This window comes from Agromyces sp. NPDC056965, from assembly GCF_042673425.1.
Classification (GTDB): Bacteria; Actinomycetota; Actinomycetes; order Actinomycetales; family Microbacteriaceae; genus Agromyces.
This window is the reverse complement of record NZ_JBHURI010000018.1, coordinates 1-15,749: the sequence shown is the minus strand read 5'-3', so window position 1 is coordinate 15,749 and position 15,749 is coordinate 1. Positions and strand designations below refer to the sequence as shown.

Genomic DNA, 15,749 nt, shown 5'->3' with positions numbered 1-15,749 from the left:
AGCACCACTGTTCTTCTGTCAAAGGCCGGTGATCGAGCCTGTCGAAACCACCCGCCCGGTGAGACCGGGGCGGTGCTCTCGACACGCTCGACCTTCGAGCCCACCGGCGCGCACGCAGACATGGTCGCCCATGGCGTTGTGTGTGTCGGATTGTCTGTTCTCCTGCCTGCGGCCTAACCTGACCCCTGCGTGAGCCCCGTTGGAACGAGGTGAGCCGGGTGGTTATGCACTGCCTGACAGTGATCCGATCAGCGCGCACGAGTGCACGCGTTCGAAATGTTGAACTCAACGAGTTTGCCACAATGAGGCCCTTCGTGCAACCCGGGCGTGTCGCGCCCGGCGCGGTTCACAGGGATGTCGCAGACGAGGGCGTCCCGAGCGCGCGACATCCGTGATGGAATCGACGTGACGACCAGGCTGGAGGCGTACATGACCGAGCACGCGCATCAGGTGAGCGACCGCATCGGACCGGGCAGCGTCTCGGTCACCCGCACCGGGCAACGCACCTTCGAGGGCATGAACGAACGCGGGTCGACGGTCCTCATCGGGCCGGCGGAGGCCGAGGGGCACTTCACGCCCGGCGAGCTGCTGAAGCTCGCGCTCGCGGGCTGCGCCGGCATGAGCGCCGACCGGGTCGCCGCTCGGCGCCTCGGCGACGACTTCGCGATGACGGTGTGGGCTCACGGCACCTCCGACTCCGACAACCGGTATTCGCGCGTCGACGAGGAGCTCCTGCTCGACCTCTCCTCGCTCGACGAGGCCGAGCGCGCGAAGCTCATCGAGGTCATGGTCAAGGCGATCGACCGCTCGTGCACCGTCGCCCGCAGCGTGCACGGCAGCATCGATCTCGAGACGACGATCGACGGTACACCCGTCTGAGAGGCCTCGCTCGAAGCCGGGGCGTCAGTCCCGATCGCTGCGCGAGCAGGCGACGTTGCGCTCGGCCGCGACGCCCGGAGCGACCACACCGGCGCCGACCACGAGGGCGATGACGCCGGCCAGTGCGCCGATCACGACCGCCGGGCGGGCGCGCAGGCCGTTCGCGGGAGTGCGGAACGGGTCCTCGATGTACCGCTTCGAGAGGCCGGCAACGAGGAACGAGAGCGCGACGAGCAGCACCATGAGCCAGGGCGGGCTCGGCATTCCGGTGAGGTACGGCACGAACATGAAGATCGGCCAGTGCCACAGGTAGAGCGAGTACGACACGTCGCCCATCCACTGCACCGGCCGCAGCGCGGCGAGTCGGGCCGGAGACCATGCGAGCTGCGGCATGCCGGCCCAGATCACCGCGAGCGTGCCGACGACGGGCACCAGCACGATCGCGCCGGGGAACAGTTCGGGCGAGCGGAACGTGACGATCGGCACGGCGATGAGCACGAGTCCTGCGATCGACACGACGGAGCGCACCCCCTCGTGCCCGCGAAGCGGTGTCGCGGCGACGAGGGCGAGGAGTCCGCCCACGCCGAACTCCCACGTGCGCGTGAACGTCGAGAAGTAGGCGAGATCGGGGTCCTGCGCCGTCAGCACGACGCAGTGCACGAACGATGCCGCCGTCACCGCGCCGAGCAGGAGCAGGAGCACTCGCCGGGATCCGACTCCCCTGCGCGCCGCGAACCAGATGGCGACGATCAGCAGCAGCGGCCAGAACAGGTAGAACTGCTCCTCGACCGAGAGCGACCAGAAGTGCTGCACGGGCGTCGACTCGAGATCGGCCCGTCGCGGGATCTGGGAGTCGACCGCGAGCTGCCAGTTCTCGTAGTAGAGCGTGCTCGCGACGATCTCCCTGAACCAGGAGCGCCATTCGCGCTGGGGCACGAGCACGATCGTGAGCACCGAGACCACGGCCAGCACGGTGACGGCGGCCGGGAGGATGCGCCGAGCCCGCCGCAGGTAGAAGGTGCGGAGCGAGATGCGCCCCCGCTGCTCCGCATCTCGGAGCAGCAGCCCGGTGATCAGGAAGCCGGAGACGACGAAGAACACGTCGACGCCCATGTAGCCGGCCGGAGCCACAGCGGGCCACCCGTGGTGGAGCACGACTGCTCCGACGGCGAGCGCCCGGAGAGCCTGGATCTCTGGGCGAACCGTCGATCGAACGAATGGCGTGGGGGAAGCTGCCATCTTTCTCAGCGTAGAACCCTCGGACCGCGCAGGGAAGGGGTTGCGCTCCGGGTACGCGAAAGGGGCCGGGCCTGAACAGATGCAAGCCCCGACCCCTGCCGGGTACGCGAAAGTGGCCGGGCCCGAACAGATGCAAGCCCCGACCCCTGTCCGGGTACGCGAAAGGGGCCGGGCCTGAACAGATGCAAGCCCCGACCCCTGCCGGGTACGCGAAAGGGGCCGGGCCCGAAGGCCCGACCCCTGTCGGCGATCAGTAGGAGAACCTACTTGACGATCTTGGTGACCGTTCCGGCACCCACGGTGCGGCCACCCTCACGGATGGCGAAGCCGAGGCCCTCTTCCATGGCGATGGGCTGGATCAGCTCGACGCTCATGTCGGTGGTGTCGCCGGGCATGACCATCTCGGTGCCCTCGGGCAGCGTGATGACGCCGGTGACGTCGGTGGTGCGGAAGTAGAACTGCGGGCGGTAGTTCGCGTAGAACGGGTTGTGACGCCCGCCTTCCTCCTTGGAGAGGATGTACGCGGTGCCCTCGAAGTTCGTGTGCGGGGTGACCGAGCCGGGTGCGACGACGACCTGGCCGCGCTCCACGTCTTCGCGCTTGGTGCCACGAAGGAGCAGACCGCAGTTCTCGCCGGCCCATGCCTCGTCGAGCTGCTTGTGGAACATCTCGATACCGGTGACCGTGGTCTTCTGCGTCGGGCGGATGCCGACGATCTCGACCTCGGAGTTGATCTTCAGCGTGCCACGCTCGGCGCGGCCCGTGACGACGGTTCCACGACCGGTGATCGTGAAGACGTCCTCGACCGGCATGAGGAAGGGCTTGTCCTTGTCGCGCACGGGGTCGGGGATGAACTCGTCGACCTTCTCCATGAGCTCGAGAATGGAGTTGACCCACTTCTCGTCGCCCTCGAGCGCCTTGAGGCCCGAGACGCGCACGACCGGCGCGTCCTCGGCGAAGCCCTGGCTCGCCAGCAGCTCGGAGACCTCGAGCTCGACGAGCTCCAGGATCTCCTCGTCGTCGACCATGTCGGACTTGTTCAGCGCGACGAGCAGGTACGGCACGCCGACCTGCTTGGCGAGCAGCACGTGCTCGCGCGTCTGCGCCATCGGGCCGTCGGTCGCCGCGACCACGAGGATCGCGCCGTCCATCTGAGCCGCACCGGTGATCATGTTCTTGATGTAGTCGGCGTGACCCGGGGCGTCGACGTGCGCGTAGTGGCGCTTCGGCGTCTCGTACTCGACGTGCGAGATGTTGATCGTGATGCCGCGCTGGCGCTCTTCGGGAGCGGAGTCGATCGACGCGAAGTCGCGCTGCACGTTGGTGGCCGACGGGTACTTGTCGGCGAGCACCTTCGAGATCGCTGCGGTGAGCGTGGTCTTGCCGTGGTCGACGTGACCGATCGTTCCGATGTTGACGTGCGGCTTGGTCCGCTCGAACTTGGCCTTAGCCACTGTGGGTCCTCCTCAGGACTCGTGTAGAACCGCCGGGCGCTGGATTGCGACCGGAGGTCTACGGGGGTTGTGTTGATATGTTACGCGAACCGGAAGGTTCGTGCGTATCGGACTATTCGCCCTTGTTCTTCTGGACGATCTCGTCGGCCACAGCCTTCGGGACCTCCGCGTAGCTCTGGAACTCCATCGAGTACACCGCGCGACCAGAGGTCTTCGACCGAAGGTCGCCGATGTAACCGAACATCTCCGAGAGCGGGACGTGCGCACGCACGACCTTCACGCCTGCGGCATCCTCCATGGACTGGATCTGACCGCGACGCGAGTTCAGGTCGCCGATGACGTCGCCCATGTACTCCTCGGGAGTACGGACTTCGACGGACATCAGCGGTTCGAGCAGAACGGGGTTCGCCTTGCGAGCGGCTTCCTTGAAGCCCATCGAGCCGGCGATCTTGAACGCCATCTCCGAGGAGTCGACGTCGTGGGCGGCACCGTCGAGGATCGACGCCTTGACGCCGACCATCGGGTAACCGGCGAGGATGCCGTACTGCATGGCATCGCGGAAGCCGGCATCGATCGAGGGGATGTACTCGCGCGGGATGCGGCCACCGGTGACCTTGTTCTCGAACTCGTAGATCTTGTCGCCCTCGATCTCGAGCGGCTCGATCGCGAACTGGATCTTCGCGAACTGGCCGGAACCACCGGTCTGCTTCTTGTGGGTGTAGTCGTGCTTCTCGACCGCGCGCTTGATCGTCTCGCGGTACGCGACCTGGGGCTTGCCCACGTTGGCCTCGACGTTGAACTCGCGCTTCATGCGGTCGACCAGGATGTCGAGGTGGAGCTCGCCCATGCCCTTGATGACCGTCTGACCGGTCTCCTGGTTCTGCTCCGTGCGGAAGGTCGGGTCCTCTTCGGCGAGCTTCTGGATCGCCGTGCCGAGCTTCTCCTGGTCGGCCTTGGTCTTCGGCTCGATGGCGACCTCGATGACGGGCTCGGGGAAGGTCATCGACTCGAGGACGACCTGGTTGTTCGGGTCGCAGAGGGTGTCACCGGTGGTGGTGTCCTTCAGGCCGATCACCGCGTAGATGTTGCCGGCGGTCACCGAGTCGATCGGGATCTCCTTGTTGGCGTGCATCTGGAAGATCTTGCCGATGCGCTCCTTCTTGCCCTTGGTCGAGTTGACGACCTGGGCGCCGCTGTCGAGGCGACCGGAGTAGACGCGCACGTAGGTGAGGCGACCGAAGAACGGGTGCACCGCGACCTTGAACGCGAGAGCCGTGAACGGCTCCGAGGCGTCGGCGTGACGCATGACGATCTTCTCTTCGTCGCGAGCGTCGTGCGCCTCGATGGCGGGCACGTCGAGCGGCGACGGGAGGTAGTCGATGACGGCGTCGAGCATGGGCTGCACACCGCGGTTCTTGAACGCCGAACCGCAGAGCACGGGGTAGATCTCGGAGTTGACGGTGAGCTTGCGGATCGCGGCCTTGATCTCGGCCACGGTCAGCTCTTCGCCGCCGAAGTACTTCTCCATGAGCTCGTCGCTCGTCTCGGCGACGACCTCGAGCAGCGCGGTGCGGTACTCGGCGGCCTTGTCGACGAGGTCGGCGGGGATCTCCTCGATGGCGTACTCGGCGCCCATCTTGACGTCACCCTTGGCGTCGCCGCGCCACGTGAGCGCACGCATCTCGACCAGGTCGACGACGCCCTCGAACGCGGACTCCGAACCGATCGGGAGCTGCAGCACGAGGGGCTTCGCGCCGAGGCGGCTGATGATGGTGTCGACCGTGAAGTAGAAGTCGGCGCCCAGCTTGTCCATCTTGTTGACGAAGCAGATACGCGGGACGTCGTACTTGTCGGCCTGGCGCCAGACGGTCTCGGACTGGGGCTCGACGCCCTCCTTGCCGTCGAAGACGGCGACCGCACCATCGAGCACGCGGAGCGAACGCTCGACCTCGACCGTGAAGTCCACGTGGCCGGGGGTGTCGATGATGTTGATCTGGTTCTTGTTCCAGTAGCAGGTCACGGCGGCAGACGTGATCGTGATGCCGCGTTCCTTCTCCTGCTCCATCCAGTCGGTCGTCGAGGCGCCGTCGTGGGTCTCGCCGATCTTGTGGTTGACGCCCGTGTAGAACAGGATGCGCTCGGTCGTGGTGGTCTTGCCGGCATCGATGTGCGCCATGATGCCGATGTTGCGGACCTTGTTCAGGTCGGTGAGCACGTCTTGTGCCACGGGGGTTCCTCCGGAGATTCAGGAAGGGAAAGGGAGTGGGAGCGGATGCCGCGAGCCGCGGCTGCGGCATCCGCTCTGCCTGCTACCAGCGGTAGTGGGCGAAGGCGCGGTTCGACTCGGCCATCTTGTGGGTGTCTTCGCGGCGCTTGACCGCGGCACCCAGGCCGTTCGAGGCGTCGAGGATCTCGTTGGTGAGACGCTCGGTCATCGTCTTCTCGCGACGAGCCTTGGCGTAGCTGGTGAGCCAGCGGAGTGCCAGGGTGTTGGCGCGGTGGGGCTTGACCTCGACGGGGACCTGGTAGGTCGAGCCGCCGACGCGACGCGAACGCACCTCGAGGGTCGGGCGCACGTTGTCGAGCGCCTTCTTCAGGGTGGCGACGGCGTCCTGGCCGTTCTTCTCGGCGACGTTCGAGAGCGCTTCGTAGACGATGCGCTGCGCGAGGTCCTTCTTGCCGTCGACGAGGATCTTGTTGACGAGCTGGCTGACGACGGGCGACCCGTAGACGGGGTCGGCGACGACGGGGCGCTTCGGAGCGGGTCCCTTACGAGGCATTACTTCTTCTCCATCTTCGCGCCGTACTTGCTGCGGCCCTGCTTGCGGTTCTTCACGGCCTGCGTGTCGAGCGCGCCGCGGACGATCTTGTAGCGCACACCGGGGAGGTCCTTGACACGACCACCGCGGATGAGCACCATCGAGTGCTCCTGGAGGTTGTGGCCCTCACCGGGGATGTAGGCGGTGACCTCGGTGCCGTTGGAGAGCTTCACACGAGCGACCTTGCGGAGCGCGGAGTTCGGCTTCTTCGGGGTGGTGGTGTACACACGCGTGCACACGCCGCGCTGCTGGGGGTTCGCCTTCAGGGCGGGAGCCTTGGTCTTGGTGACCTTCGGCGAGCGGCCCTTGCGGACCAACTGCTGAATGGTTGGCACTGCTTCTCCTTGTTGGTGCTGCACGGTGACAGCGTTTGATGGAATTCACATCACGACCCACCGGCACCGCAGAGTTGCAGCGCCTTGGTTGGTGGGTATGCCGTGGGGGCGAATCGCCCGATGCGTGCACATCATCTCGGCCCGTCTCGCACCGGTCCTGCAGGCGCGATTCGAGCGCGCGACAACGCGCACACCCGATCAATGGTAATGCGCCGTAACCTCGCGGTCAAATGACGGCGGATGCGGCGGGGTCGCCCACTCCCCCATTCTCCAGTCAGGCCGGCGGGTCTGGGGCGCGAACCGGGATGTCGAGGCCGAGCTCGACGAACGGGGTGACCAGCACCGTGTACTGCTCAGGGGACAGCCGGTGGCGTGTCTGGATCGCTCGCGCCGCCGTGGAGATCGCCGCCCGGGCATCCGAGTGGAGCCCGAAGAGGCGTTCGTCGAGTGCGTCGGCACGAGGATGGAGCGCCTCACGAATCCGACGATCGAGCTCGGAGTTCGCGCTCGCAGACGGACCCGCCGCATCGCTCGCCTCCTTGCCGCCCTCGGTCCACAGGTCGACCTGACGCTCGAAGGCCGCTTCGAGATCCGCCGCAGGCAGCGCCGTCGCCGCATCGACGAACCGCGTCGTCTCGGTGTCCAGCATCAGTTCGTTGCACCCGGAGTCATGCGTGCGATCGTATCGAGGTCCGGGCGAATGTCTCGGGCACGGTTGTCCTCACTCGGCCGCTGCGACGGGCGTCATGCGGCTGATCTTCACGATATTCGGGGTGTGGAACTCCTGACGAATCTCGCCCGTGCGCTTGTCGATGAAGATCGCGAGATTGTCCCAGCGGGCGAATGCCTCGACACCGTCGAGGTAGAACTGCCGTGAGCCCCAGACCGGCAGATAGTCCTCCTCGTCCTCGAACCACTCATCGGCGATGTAGAGGTCGCCCGAGATCGCGGGCGGGTGCTCGACGAAGTACCGTTCGAGCGCCTGGCGTGCCTCATCCATCGCCGGTCAACTCGGCCAGCCCGGCGAGTCGAGTTCGCGGTCGAGATCGGCGAGCAGGTCCTCGATCTGCGGCTCGACGAGGCGCTCGACGGCGTTGCCGATGCGGTACCTGTGCTGTGCGAGCTCGACGCAGATGCGCCGGCCGAGCTGCTTGGCGAACTCGTCGGCGAGACGCACCTCCTCGCGGAGCGCCTCCTTCTCCTCAACGGTGAAGGGGCGCGGTGCGGGCTCGGCTGCTTCGGCTGCGGCATCCGCTTCGAGGCCTGACAGCGTGAACAGGAACGGCTGGTCGGGTACGGGCTCGGGGTCGACGTCGAGGCCCAGGAACTCGGGCTCGAGGCCCTCGCCGGCACGATACGGGCGGCGAGCCTTGCGCTCTTCCGCGAGTCGGATCTCGCGGTGCAGCATGGGCAGGTTGCGCGCCGTGTAGTCGTCGACCGCCAGGTCGATGACCCCCTTCATGCGCATCGAGAAGGCGTGCTGCACCGGGTGCGGCACATCGACGTCGAGGCCGGCGGCAGCCAGGATCGGCGAGCCGAAGCACCGCGTGCAGAGGCGCACGCGGGCACGATGCGTGCCAGGTCGCCACCGGGGCAGCCATGCCAGCCACCGGTCGACCTCGTGGCTCACGCGCGCCTCGATCGAACCCTGCATCAGGTTCACGATACTGCCGCCGCGCAGTCCGCGTCACAGAACGGCGAGCGGATGGCGCGCCGACGCGCCGTTCACTCGTCTTCGTCGCGCTCCCACGGCCACCGCGGGCGCTCCATGCCGGAGTCGCGACCGCGCGCCACCAGCACGGCGAAGGAGGCAGTCACGGCGGCGAGCGCGGGAATGAGCAGACCGAACCAGCCGATGCCGAATCCGAGGCCGAACAGCAGTGCGGCGAGCAGCGTGCTGCCCTCGCTCGCCAGGGCGTAGCCGACGACCGAGACGACGACGAAGGCGAGCCACGTCCAGGCCGCCGCGAGGATGACGCTCGGCCAGATCCGGTCGGGGCGGCGCAGCGTGACGGCGAGGTTCAGCAGCAGGGCAACCACGGATGCCCCGATCGCCGCCGGTGCCACGAAGAGTCCGGCCTCGGGGTCGACGACCACCTCGACGCCCGTGAAGAGGCTCACGAATCCGTACGCGCAGACGACGAGGGCGAGATCGAGCGCCGCGGCGAAGGCGGCCACGATCCAGGCCGTGCGGCGCGGGTCCATGCCTTCGAGCGTACGCCGCCGTCCGACGGGCGCGGTCCCGCAGGTTCGCCTCCGTCGATCCCGGCCCGGTGCCCGGCCGTGGATAGAGTCGGGAGTCCCCGATCGAAAGGCCCGCCGATGCCGTCCGCCCGTTTCGATGCGCCCCTCGACCTCGCGAGAGTGCAGTCGGCCGGGCTCTGGAACTCGCGGCTCATCCTCGTCGGCGCCCTGATCGCAGCGGCATCCGTCCTCGCGGCCTGGGGTGCGGTCGCCACCGGCTGGGGCAACTGGTTCACGACCACGGTCATCGTGATCGCGGCCGCGGCATCCGTCTCGCTCGTGATCTCCAGTCTCATCCGGCGACGGATGCTGCTGCTCCTCGTCGGAGGTTCCGGAACCGCCTGCTCGATCGCCGAGTCCGGCATCACCCTCGCCGGGGCCCCCGAGATCGCATGGGGCGACCTTGAGTTCATCGCGATCCTGAACGATCGCCCGCGCACCGACCGTCTTCGCGGGGTTCCGCTGTTCGGCCGCCTGGGCGAACTGACGATCAAGGCCGGCAGCGGCACGATCCTCTGCGAGATCGCGGTGCACGACGGCGAGGCGCTCCGGCGACGATTCCCCAGTGGCGCGGCAGCCCGACGGGTCACCCTCTACGGACGGTGGCCCGACGGCTCCCGACGCGGGGTGCTCCCCCTGCTGCTGGATGCGGTGCTCTCGGAACCTGCGACGGAAGCCGCGGTCGCCGCGATCCTCTCAGCCGCGACCGAACACGGTGTTCCGACGGCGATGCACGACTCGACCGTCGCGAACCTCCGATGGAAGGCGCCGAGACTGGACCCCGAATGGCCGAGGCCCGTCAGCTGAGCGCGCCGCTCGCCGTGCGGCTCACCAGCCTTCGCAGTCCTTGCACGCGAGACTCACGGGGTAGAGGCCGACTTCGGGGTTCTTCAGGAGCGCCCACGCCTCAGCGCCCTTGTCTTCGGCGATGAGCGACGCGGCGCGGCGCAGCATCGGCTCCGCTTCGCGGTGCCAGGCGAGGTAGCCCGTGTCGTCGATACCGGCGACGCCGTTCGCGAGGATGCCCTGCACGACGCCGAGTCGCTCGGTCACCTCTGGGAAGTACTCCGCCCGTGCCTGCGCCCGGAGGCCGGACTGCACGAGTTCGCGAATCGGTTCCTTCAGTTCCGCGCAGCGCGCGGCGAGGGCTGGTTCCGTCATCGTCGCCCTCCCCTACTCGAAGCTCGACAGCGGAGTGCGCTGTCCTTCGCGGAACAGGTCGAGGCCGGTCGGCAGGTCGAGCGACGAGGCCACGTAGAGCACGCTCGAATCGTGGGCGACGAAGATCGATCCTCCGCCGCGGACGGCGCGGACGACGGCGACGCCGAGATCATCGGGCAGCGGCACGACGTTGAGCGGACCGGCATCGGCCTGGCCCGCGTCGCGAGCGAGCTGTTCGAAGAGCGCGCGTGCCGTCTCGGCGAGCTCTCGCTGCTCGGATGAGAGCGCCTCGGGGTCGACGACCTCGGGCCTCCACTCGGCGGCACCTGAATCGACCATCTCGTTCCACTCCCTCGAAGCTGCTCGCTCGCCGGCTCGCGGCGGATGCGCATGACGGATGCCGCACCACAGGGCACCGTAAGTCCGCTGTCCACCCTAACGCCATGGGCAGTTCTCCCCATGGGCGGAGCCTGCCCCGGCACCCTCGAACGGCTATCGTTGAGCGCATGTTCGAGGATCTCAGACGGGCGTTGGCCGAGCGCGGGTTCACCACTCGTGAGGTGGCGCTTCCCGGCGACGATCGGGAACCGCTGCAGGGCGGCCTCGTGCTCCGGCCGGCACCTGCCGGCTTCGAGCTCGTCACCATCGACTACGGCGTCGCCGCTCCGCTCGGCCGGTGGGCGGATGCCTCGCACGCCGCGGCCGGACTCCTCGACTACGTCGACCGGGAGCTGCCCGCTCCCGAGCGGCCGAACCAGGCCGCGTTCGACTTCCTCGGCGAGGCCGCCGCCGTGCACTACGACGAGCTTCGCGGTCGACTGGCCGACGGCACGTCGCTGCTGATCCAGCTGCCGCCGCGACTCGCGCTCGACCGCATCGGCGCCTTCGACGGCATCATGCTCTTCCCCGCCGGCACCTCGGTCGAGCAGCGCGCGCTGCCGCCGACGGCGCTCACCGACGGGGCATCCGTTCACCGCTTCGTGACGTCTGGCGACGTGCTCGTTCGCGCTCAGATCGTGCCGCCGTGGTTCGGCCAGCCTGGCGGCGGTCTGCGCTTCACCATCGCCGACGACTTCGTCGGCATCCGCGACCTCGTCGTGACCGACCGCCTGCGCCGCGTCGAGCTCCAGCCGGTCACCGCGTAGCGGCTCGGCGAGCCTTCGTCGATCGATCGCTGCCGACTCAACCGACCCTGAACAGCGGCCGTCCGGCGACGTCGAGCATCGACTCGATGAGTTCGTGCTCGGAAGCCGCTGCGTACCGCGAGAGCTTCACCGCCTGCTGTGATCCGGCAGAGCCGGCCGGGAACGAGGCCGAGCGGGCTTCCCCCGCCTCCGCCCAGTGCAGCTCGACGCCTCCGTCGACACCCTCTTCGAGGACGAACCCGGATTGCAGCGCACTCTCGGCGATCGGCAGCGCGACCCGCCTCAACCGCTGGCGCGCCCGAACGTTGACCGCGATCTGCTGGATCAGGACCCGGCGCACGACCCCCAGGTCGGCGCTCGAGACGATGACCCGGCCCGGACCGCTCCGCTCCCGTCGCAGCAGCTCGTAGCGGCCGTCTCGCTCGTGGATCTCGTACCGCACCTCCATGTCGCCGATGCACAACAGCGCATCATCCGACGGGAACGGCACCACACGGCCGAGTTTCGCGAACGCGAACAACTCCGCGTCCGTGGCGGATTCCTCAGTGTCGACCATGCTCCATCCTCTCGTGTCGGTGCCCGCCATACCGGCTTCGGGTCGGCATCGCGTCTGGGCGTCGCGCTGGGAACCCCGCGATACGGACCTTCGCCGCGAACGCCAGGCGGTCGGCATCGCCAATAGGGAAGTGCTCAGTCGTCGTCGAAACTGCGATGCTGCTCCGGAACGTAGAACGCGCTCCGCGGGACCTCTCGACCTGATGCGCTGTCGAAGATCTGGATTCCCTGTCCGTCATCGACCAGCTGGAGGTCGGACCCCACAGGGAAGTCGTAGATTCCGATCAACGCCGGCTCGATCGCACAGAGTTCGTTGAAATCGGTGATGACCCAATTGCCGGATTCCGACAGGTATTCGCTCGAATCGACATCGCTCATGATGCGCCACCCGTTGTCGGCCGCCTGACGGGACGGCTTCCGCACCATCCAACGCACTCGGCCGGCCCCCGACAGGACGTTCTTCGTGGCGAGGCCGGCGCCCGCCCCCGGGATGAACTCGGGATACGAGGTTGCCATGTTCAGGCGCCTTCCGGGATCTGGAGGTGGTGGTCGCTGAGGAACTGCTCGATTCGCGCCCTCAGTTCGTGCCGACACGCGCTCTTCACCAACGCAATCGCACGCCAACGCGTCGCAGCACCACTCCGGGTTCGATTCCGGGGCTAGTTGGCCTCGGCCAGCAGACTCTTCAACCATTCGGGGCGGTGCGCGTCGTCGCGCGGGAACTTCTCCAGATCTGTCGCGAACGCGATCGGATCGACCCCTGGCTCGGTGAATGCCGGCTCATTGTCGTAGTCGAACCGAGTCGTCACGGCCATATCAGACGTCACGACGAGCTCCATCGTGTACCAGGTCCCCTTGCCGGGCTGATACATGACCGACCGCAGCTCCCGAGAGCGCGACTTCGCCTCCGAACCGGAGAAGACCTTCACAGAATCCTCTCCCCGCTCGACGTAGAGGAAGTACTCGGTGGTCGGAGCGAGAATCAGCGCGCGGAAACGAAGCCGATCCCACGGCCCCGTCACGCTTGCGACCAGATCACGCGCGATCGCTTCGGTCAGTTGCGACTGTCTGATGAAGGGAGGGACGTCGCTCGAATCGCTGTCGGTCGACACCGCATCAGACATTCAAGAACTCCTTTTCGAAGGGAACGCCGTTCTCCGTCCAACGCACCTCGACGACGTCTGGGACAACACTGCCGTCTGGATAGTGCGGGCGGATGTCCACCTCGATTCTAGTCGTTGGATCAGCCTTCAGCAGGGCACGCCAACGATTCTCGAGGTTGTAGAACGTGTCTCCGGAACCGCGATTGATCTCGGCGAGCATCGCGACCAGGTTCGTGTACTCGCCGCCGCCGCCGTAGTCGTTGCCGAAGAGGTGCCCGCCGTCGTAGCCGGTGCCGCCCTCGTTCCCAACCCGCGACTGAACCGACTCCGAGCGATCTGCGTCGCCGCTCGTCAGGTGGTCGGTGTGCGCGAGGATTGTGCGGCCGTCGGCATCAGTGCTGAATACATGGTCCTGATTGACACCGGCGTGAGTCGACGAAACCGCAGGGTGAACCACGTATGTCGTGTTCGGCTGAGGCCGCATGAGGTCGGCATTGAGCTTGCGGATTCCACCGTAGGTGGTCTCGACGTAGATCACCTTTCCGTCGGCGTCGGTGTAGAACTCACCTCTGCCCTCGACGCGATACAACGTGTTCGGCTCGAGGTCGTCTCTGGCCGCGAACGGGCGGCGCGGGGTCGGTCCCTGATCACGAGGAACGCTGATCTCGTTGTGCACGGCCGGACGAGGGAAACCGTTCGGCGTCGGCGCTGTCGAACTCGCTGAGGGAGAGGCCGCACCCCTCGAGTGCGAACCGCCTGCGTCTGCCGCGGTCGTGGGCGGTGCTGCACCGCGTGGCGCGGGCGCGTCGTGCACGGGCGCGGCATCCGGCGTATACATGCCGTCGGCCCCGTCGACCTCGGTCCGGCGCACGATCCCGTTGTCGAGCAACTCGTCGACCGTCATCGGCTGACCACTTGCGTCGAGGATGCGCACCTGCATTCCGCCCCCGTCGCGACCGAATGCGGGCGCGATCTCGGAAACCTCGATGCGCACGCCCGCGGGGAGGCGACCGGTCATCTCGTAAACGGAGTACGGGTCGCTCAGATTGCTCGGCGGCAGGGACCGCATCTCGAACGCCGTACCGGGGAACGACAGGAATGACCCCCACGGCCCGCCCATGCGGTCGAGCTCGTCGCCGTAGTCCGCGATGAAGGAGTCGACGTCGTGGTACTCCACGAAGGAGCCCACGTTGCCGCCGTCGTTGCCCGGGTAGACCGCCCATCCGTTCGCGTCGGTGTATCGTGCCTCCCACTCCGTACGCGAGAGTGCGTTCCCGTTGGCGTCGTATCCGTACTCGGCGCCGGGATCCGTGATGAGGTGCGCGATCTCCGGCGAGAGGTTCGCCGCACCCGGGTGGGCGAACGCGTCATCGAGACGACTGCTCTGGCCCGGGGCACGCGCGTCACCGTAGTTCGGATCGATCGGATTGTGCGTCACACGGTCGGGCACCCGCTGCCACCCTGGACCGTTGTCGGCACCCGAGAGCACCGGGTCGCCCATCTCCGGGCTCCACGCGTCAGTCGGCGTCGTCGACGAACCGTCGGTCGAGTCGCCTCGGGCCGACGAATCGGCCTCGCCGGCCTTCGGCGATGCGTCGCCATCCGCCGCGGGCGCCGTGGCATCCGGGTTCGTGCTCGGAGCCGACGAATCAGCCGCGGGAGCGACGGGCACCACGTTGTCGGGGTGGATCGAAGCGTCCCAGTTCGTGGCGTTCGGCTCGTGCGGCGGGAACGGCGTCATCGTGCCGTTCTGCGCATCGAGCGTCCACACCGTCGTGCCGTCGAAGTAGGCGTTGAACCAGTGGCCTGCGCCGCTCGAGCGGTCGACACCGACCACGCAGTGCGAGCCCTCGCCCTGGGCGACGAGAGAGTCGATCACCTGCTGGGGCGTCATCGCCGTCTGCGGGATGCCGGTGCGCGCCTCCATCTCGGGAGTGGAGAGCGTGCCCGTCGGCGCCTCCGCCACGGGCTTGCCGTTCAACGCGTCGTTCAGGTTCGACGACGTGTTGCCGCAGTTGTTGTTGAACTCGCTCTTCGGGTTCAACGGCTCGAAGTTCGGGTTGATCGCCTTCAGCGCATCGAGGATCTGCTGCAGCGTCAGCTTGGTCGGCGGGTTCGAAGGCGCAGCGGATGCCGCGTCGGCATCGCTGCCCGAGTCACCGGGCGTCGCGGGGTCGGCCTGCGGCGTGCCCGCCGAGCCGTCGGCCGATGGGGCGTTGCCGTCGACCTGCGCAGCGGGGTGCGCGTTCGCATCCGCCTGGCCGTTCGTCGTGCTCGCCGCGGCGTCGGGCTTGCCGTTGAACGGCGTCGCCGTGCCGGGGAGCTTGGGGCGCTGCATCGCGAGCACGCCGGCGGCGGCTCCGCCGCCGACCACACTCGCGGCAACGGCCTCCGCGTCGAGGGCGCCGTCGGCATCTGCGTCGGCCGAGTCGCCGGACTGGGCGTCGGCGTCCGATGCGTCGCCGTCGACCGCGGTGTCGGTCGCGGACGTCGGGGCGTCGGCGTCCGTGGCGGAGCTCGCCGTGGTGGAGCCGGCGCCGCTCGCAGCAGCGACGGGAGCGTCGTTCGACGAGGAGTCGACGGTCGTCGAGTCAGCCGTGGGTGCGTCGGTGGTCGACGACGAATCGGTCGCCGTCGACGTGTCGATCGTGGAGGCCTCCGGCGAGGAGGACTCGGCCGACGGAGCATCGGTCGACGAAGAATCAGGCGACGAACCATCCGTCGACGAAGAATCAGGCGACGAACCATCCGTCGACGAAGAATCAGGCGACGAACCATCCGTCGACGAAGAATCAGGCGACGAACCATCCGTCGA

General features: G+C 67.6%; 18 protein-coding genes. 3 read left to right on the top strand and 15 right to left on the bottom strand.

The features are described 5' to 3' along the window. Positions 1 to 405: 405 nt before the first annotated feature. Positions 406 to 879 carry an OsmC family protein gene (locus ACFTQE_RS06565; protein ID WP_376924302.1) on the top strand — a complete coding sequence of 158 codons (474 nt, stop codon included), beginning with the start codon at positions 406 to 408 and terminating at the stop codon, positions 877 to 879. Between the two features lie 24 nt (positions 880 to 903). Here ACFTQE_RS06565 and ACFTQE_RS06560 read toward each other — a convergent pair whose 3' ends face one another. The 9 genes from ACFTQE_RS06560 to ACFTQE_RS06520 all read right to left on the bottom strand — a co-directional run bounded on the left by ACFTQE_RS06560 (position 904) and on the right by ACFTQE_RS06520 (position 8,931). After that, positions 904 to 2,118, bottom strand: a complete 1,215-nt coding sequence (locus tag ACFTQE_RS06560; RefSeq protein WP_376924301.1) for an acyltransferase family protein — start codon at positions 2,116 to 2,118, stop codon at positions 904 to 906. 263 nt (positions 2,119 to 2,381) lie between these two features. Next, positions 2,382 to 3,572 (bottom strand): elongation factor Tu, encoded by a 1,191-nt coding sequence (gene tuf, locus ACFTQE_RS06555; RefSeq protein WP_376924300.1) that lies wholly within the window; start codon positions 3,570 to 3,572, stop codon positions 2,382 to 2,384. 112 nt (positions 3,573 to 3,684) lie between these two features. Further along, positions 3,685 to 5,799 (bottom strand): elongation factor G, encoded by a 2,115-nt coding sequence (gene fusA / locus ACFTQE_RS06550; RefSeq protein ID WP_376924299.1) that lies wholly within the window; start codon positions 5,797 to 5,799, stop codon positions 3,685 to 3,687. A gap of 82 nt (positions 5,800 to 5,881) precedes the next feature. Further along, positions 5,882 to 6,352, bottom strand: a complete 471-nt coding sequence (rpsG, locus tag ACFTQE_RS06545; protein ID WP_056010907.1) for a 30S ribosomal protein S7 — start codon at positions 6,350 to 6,352, stop codon at positions 5,882 to 5,884. After that, positions 6,352 to 6,726, bottom strand: a complete 375-nt coding sequence (gene rpsL / locus ACFTQE_RS06540) for a 30S ribosomal protein S12 (RefSeq protein WP_022893888.1) — start codon at positions 6,724 to 6,726, stop codon at positions 6,352 to 6,354. Before rpsL ends, rpsG begins: the two co-directional genes overlap by 1 nt. A 274-nt stretch (positions 6,727 to 7,000) precedes the next feature. Next, entirely contained in the window at positions 7,001 to 7,375 is a 375-nt protein-coding gene (locus ACFTQE_RS06535; protein ID WP_376924298.1) for a hypothetical protein, read from the bottom strand. Between the two features lie 72 nt (positions 7,376 to 7,447). After that, entirely contained in the window at positions 7,448 to 7,726 is a 279-nt protein-coding gene (locus ACFTQE_RS06530; protein ID WP_376924297.1) for a hypothetical protein, read from the bottom strand. Between the two features lie 6 nt (positions 7,727 to 7,732). Next, a complete protein-coding gene (locus ACFTQE_RS06525) occupies positions 7,733 to 8,380 on the bottom strand; it encodes a spermidine/putrescine ABC transporter substrate-binding protein (RefSeq protein ID WP_376924296.1) in 648 nt (215 codons plus the stop codon). A 71-nt stretch (positions 8,381 to 8,451) separates the two neighbouring features. Then, the gene (locus tag ACFTQE_RS06520) at positions 8,452 to 8,931 is read right to left on the bottom strand and encodes a DUF6121 family protein (protein ID WP_376924295.1); all 480 of its coding nucleotides are present in this window, start codon (positions 8,929 to 8,931) and stop codon (positions 8,452 to 8,454) included. A 117-nt stretch (positions 8,932 to 9,048) separates the two neighbouring features. On the opposite strand from ACFTQE_RS06520, the gene ACFTQE_RS06515 reads away from it, so the two are divergent. Then, entirely contained in the window at positions 9,049 to 9,777 is a 729-nt protein-coding gene (locus ACFTQE_RS06515; protein WP_376924294.1) for a hypothetical protein, read from the top strand. 21 nt (positions 9,778 to 9,798) lie between these two features. Here the strand turns inward: ACFTQE_RS06515 and ACFTQE_RS06510 are convergent, their stop codons facing one another. Both ACFTQE_RS06510 and ACFTQE_RS06505 read right to left on the bottom strand, forming a co-directional pair. Beyond that, entirely contained in the window at positions 9,799 to 10,131 is a 333-nt protein-coding gene (locus tag ACFTQE_RS06510) for a hypothetical protein (RefSeq protein WP_376924293.1), read from the bottom strand. 12 nt (positions 10,132 to 10,143) lie between these two features. Further along, positions 10,144 to 10,470 carry a hypothetical protein gene (locus tag ACFTQE_RS06505; protein WP_376924292.1) on the bottom strand — a complete coding sequence of 109 codons (327 nt, stop codon included), beginning with the start codon at positions 10,468 to 10,470 and terminating at the stop codon, positions 10,144 to 10,146. A gap of 167 nt (positions 10,471 to 10,637) precedes the next feature. On the opposite strand from ACFTQE_RS06505, the gene ACFTQE_RS06500 reads away from it, so the two are divergent. Then, complete coding sequence (locus ACFTQE_RS06500) at positions 10,638 to 11,276, top strand: TNT domain-containing protein (RefSeq protein ID WP_376924291.1); 639 nt, start codon at positions 10,638 to 10,640, stop codon at positions 11,274 to 11,276. A gap of 37 nt (positions 11,277 to 11,313) precedes the next feature. Here the strand turns inward: ACFTQE_RS06500 and ACFTQE_RS06495 are convergent, their stop codons facing one another. The 4 genes from ACFTQE_RS06495 to ACFTQE_RS06480 form a co-directional block, all read right to left on the bottom strand. Continuing rightward, the gene (locus ACFTQE_RS06495) at positions 11,314 to 11,832 is read right to left on the bottom strand and encodes an Imm61 family immunity protein (RefSeq protein ID WP_376924290.1); all 519 of its coding nucleotides are present in this window, start codon (positions 11,830 to 11,832) and stop codon (positions 11,314 to 11,316) included. 134 nt (positions 11,833 to 11,966) lie between these two features. Beyond that, positions 11,967 to 12,347 (bottom strand): DUF2185 domain-containing protein, encoded by a 381-nt coding sequence (locus tag ACFTQE_RS06490; RefSeq protein ID WP_376924329.1) that lies wholly within the window; start codon positions 12,345 to 12,347, stop codon positions 11,967 to 11,969. Positions 12,348 to 12,490: 143 nt separating this feature from the next. Next, on the bottom strand, positions 12,491 to 12,955 hold the full coding sequence (locus tag ACFTQE_RS06485; RefSeq protein WP_376924289.1) for a hypothetical protein: 465 nt from the start codon (positions 12,953 to 12,955) through the stop codon (positions 12,491 to 12,493). Beyond that, on the bottom strand, positions 12,948 to 15,749 hold a 2,802-nt coding region (locus ACFTQE_RS06480), incomplete at its 5' end, for a glycohydrolase toxin TNT-related protein (RefSeq protein ID WP_376924288.1). The genes ACFTQE_RS06480 and ACFTQE_RS06485, both read right to left, overlap by 8 nt.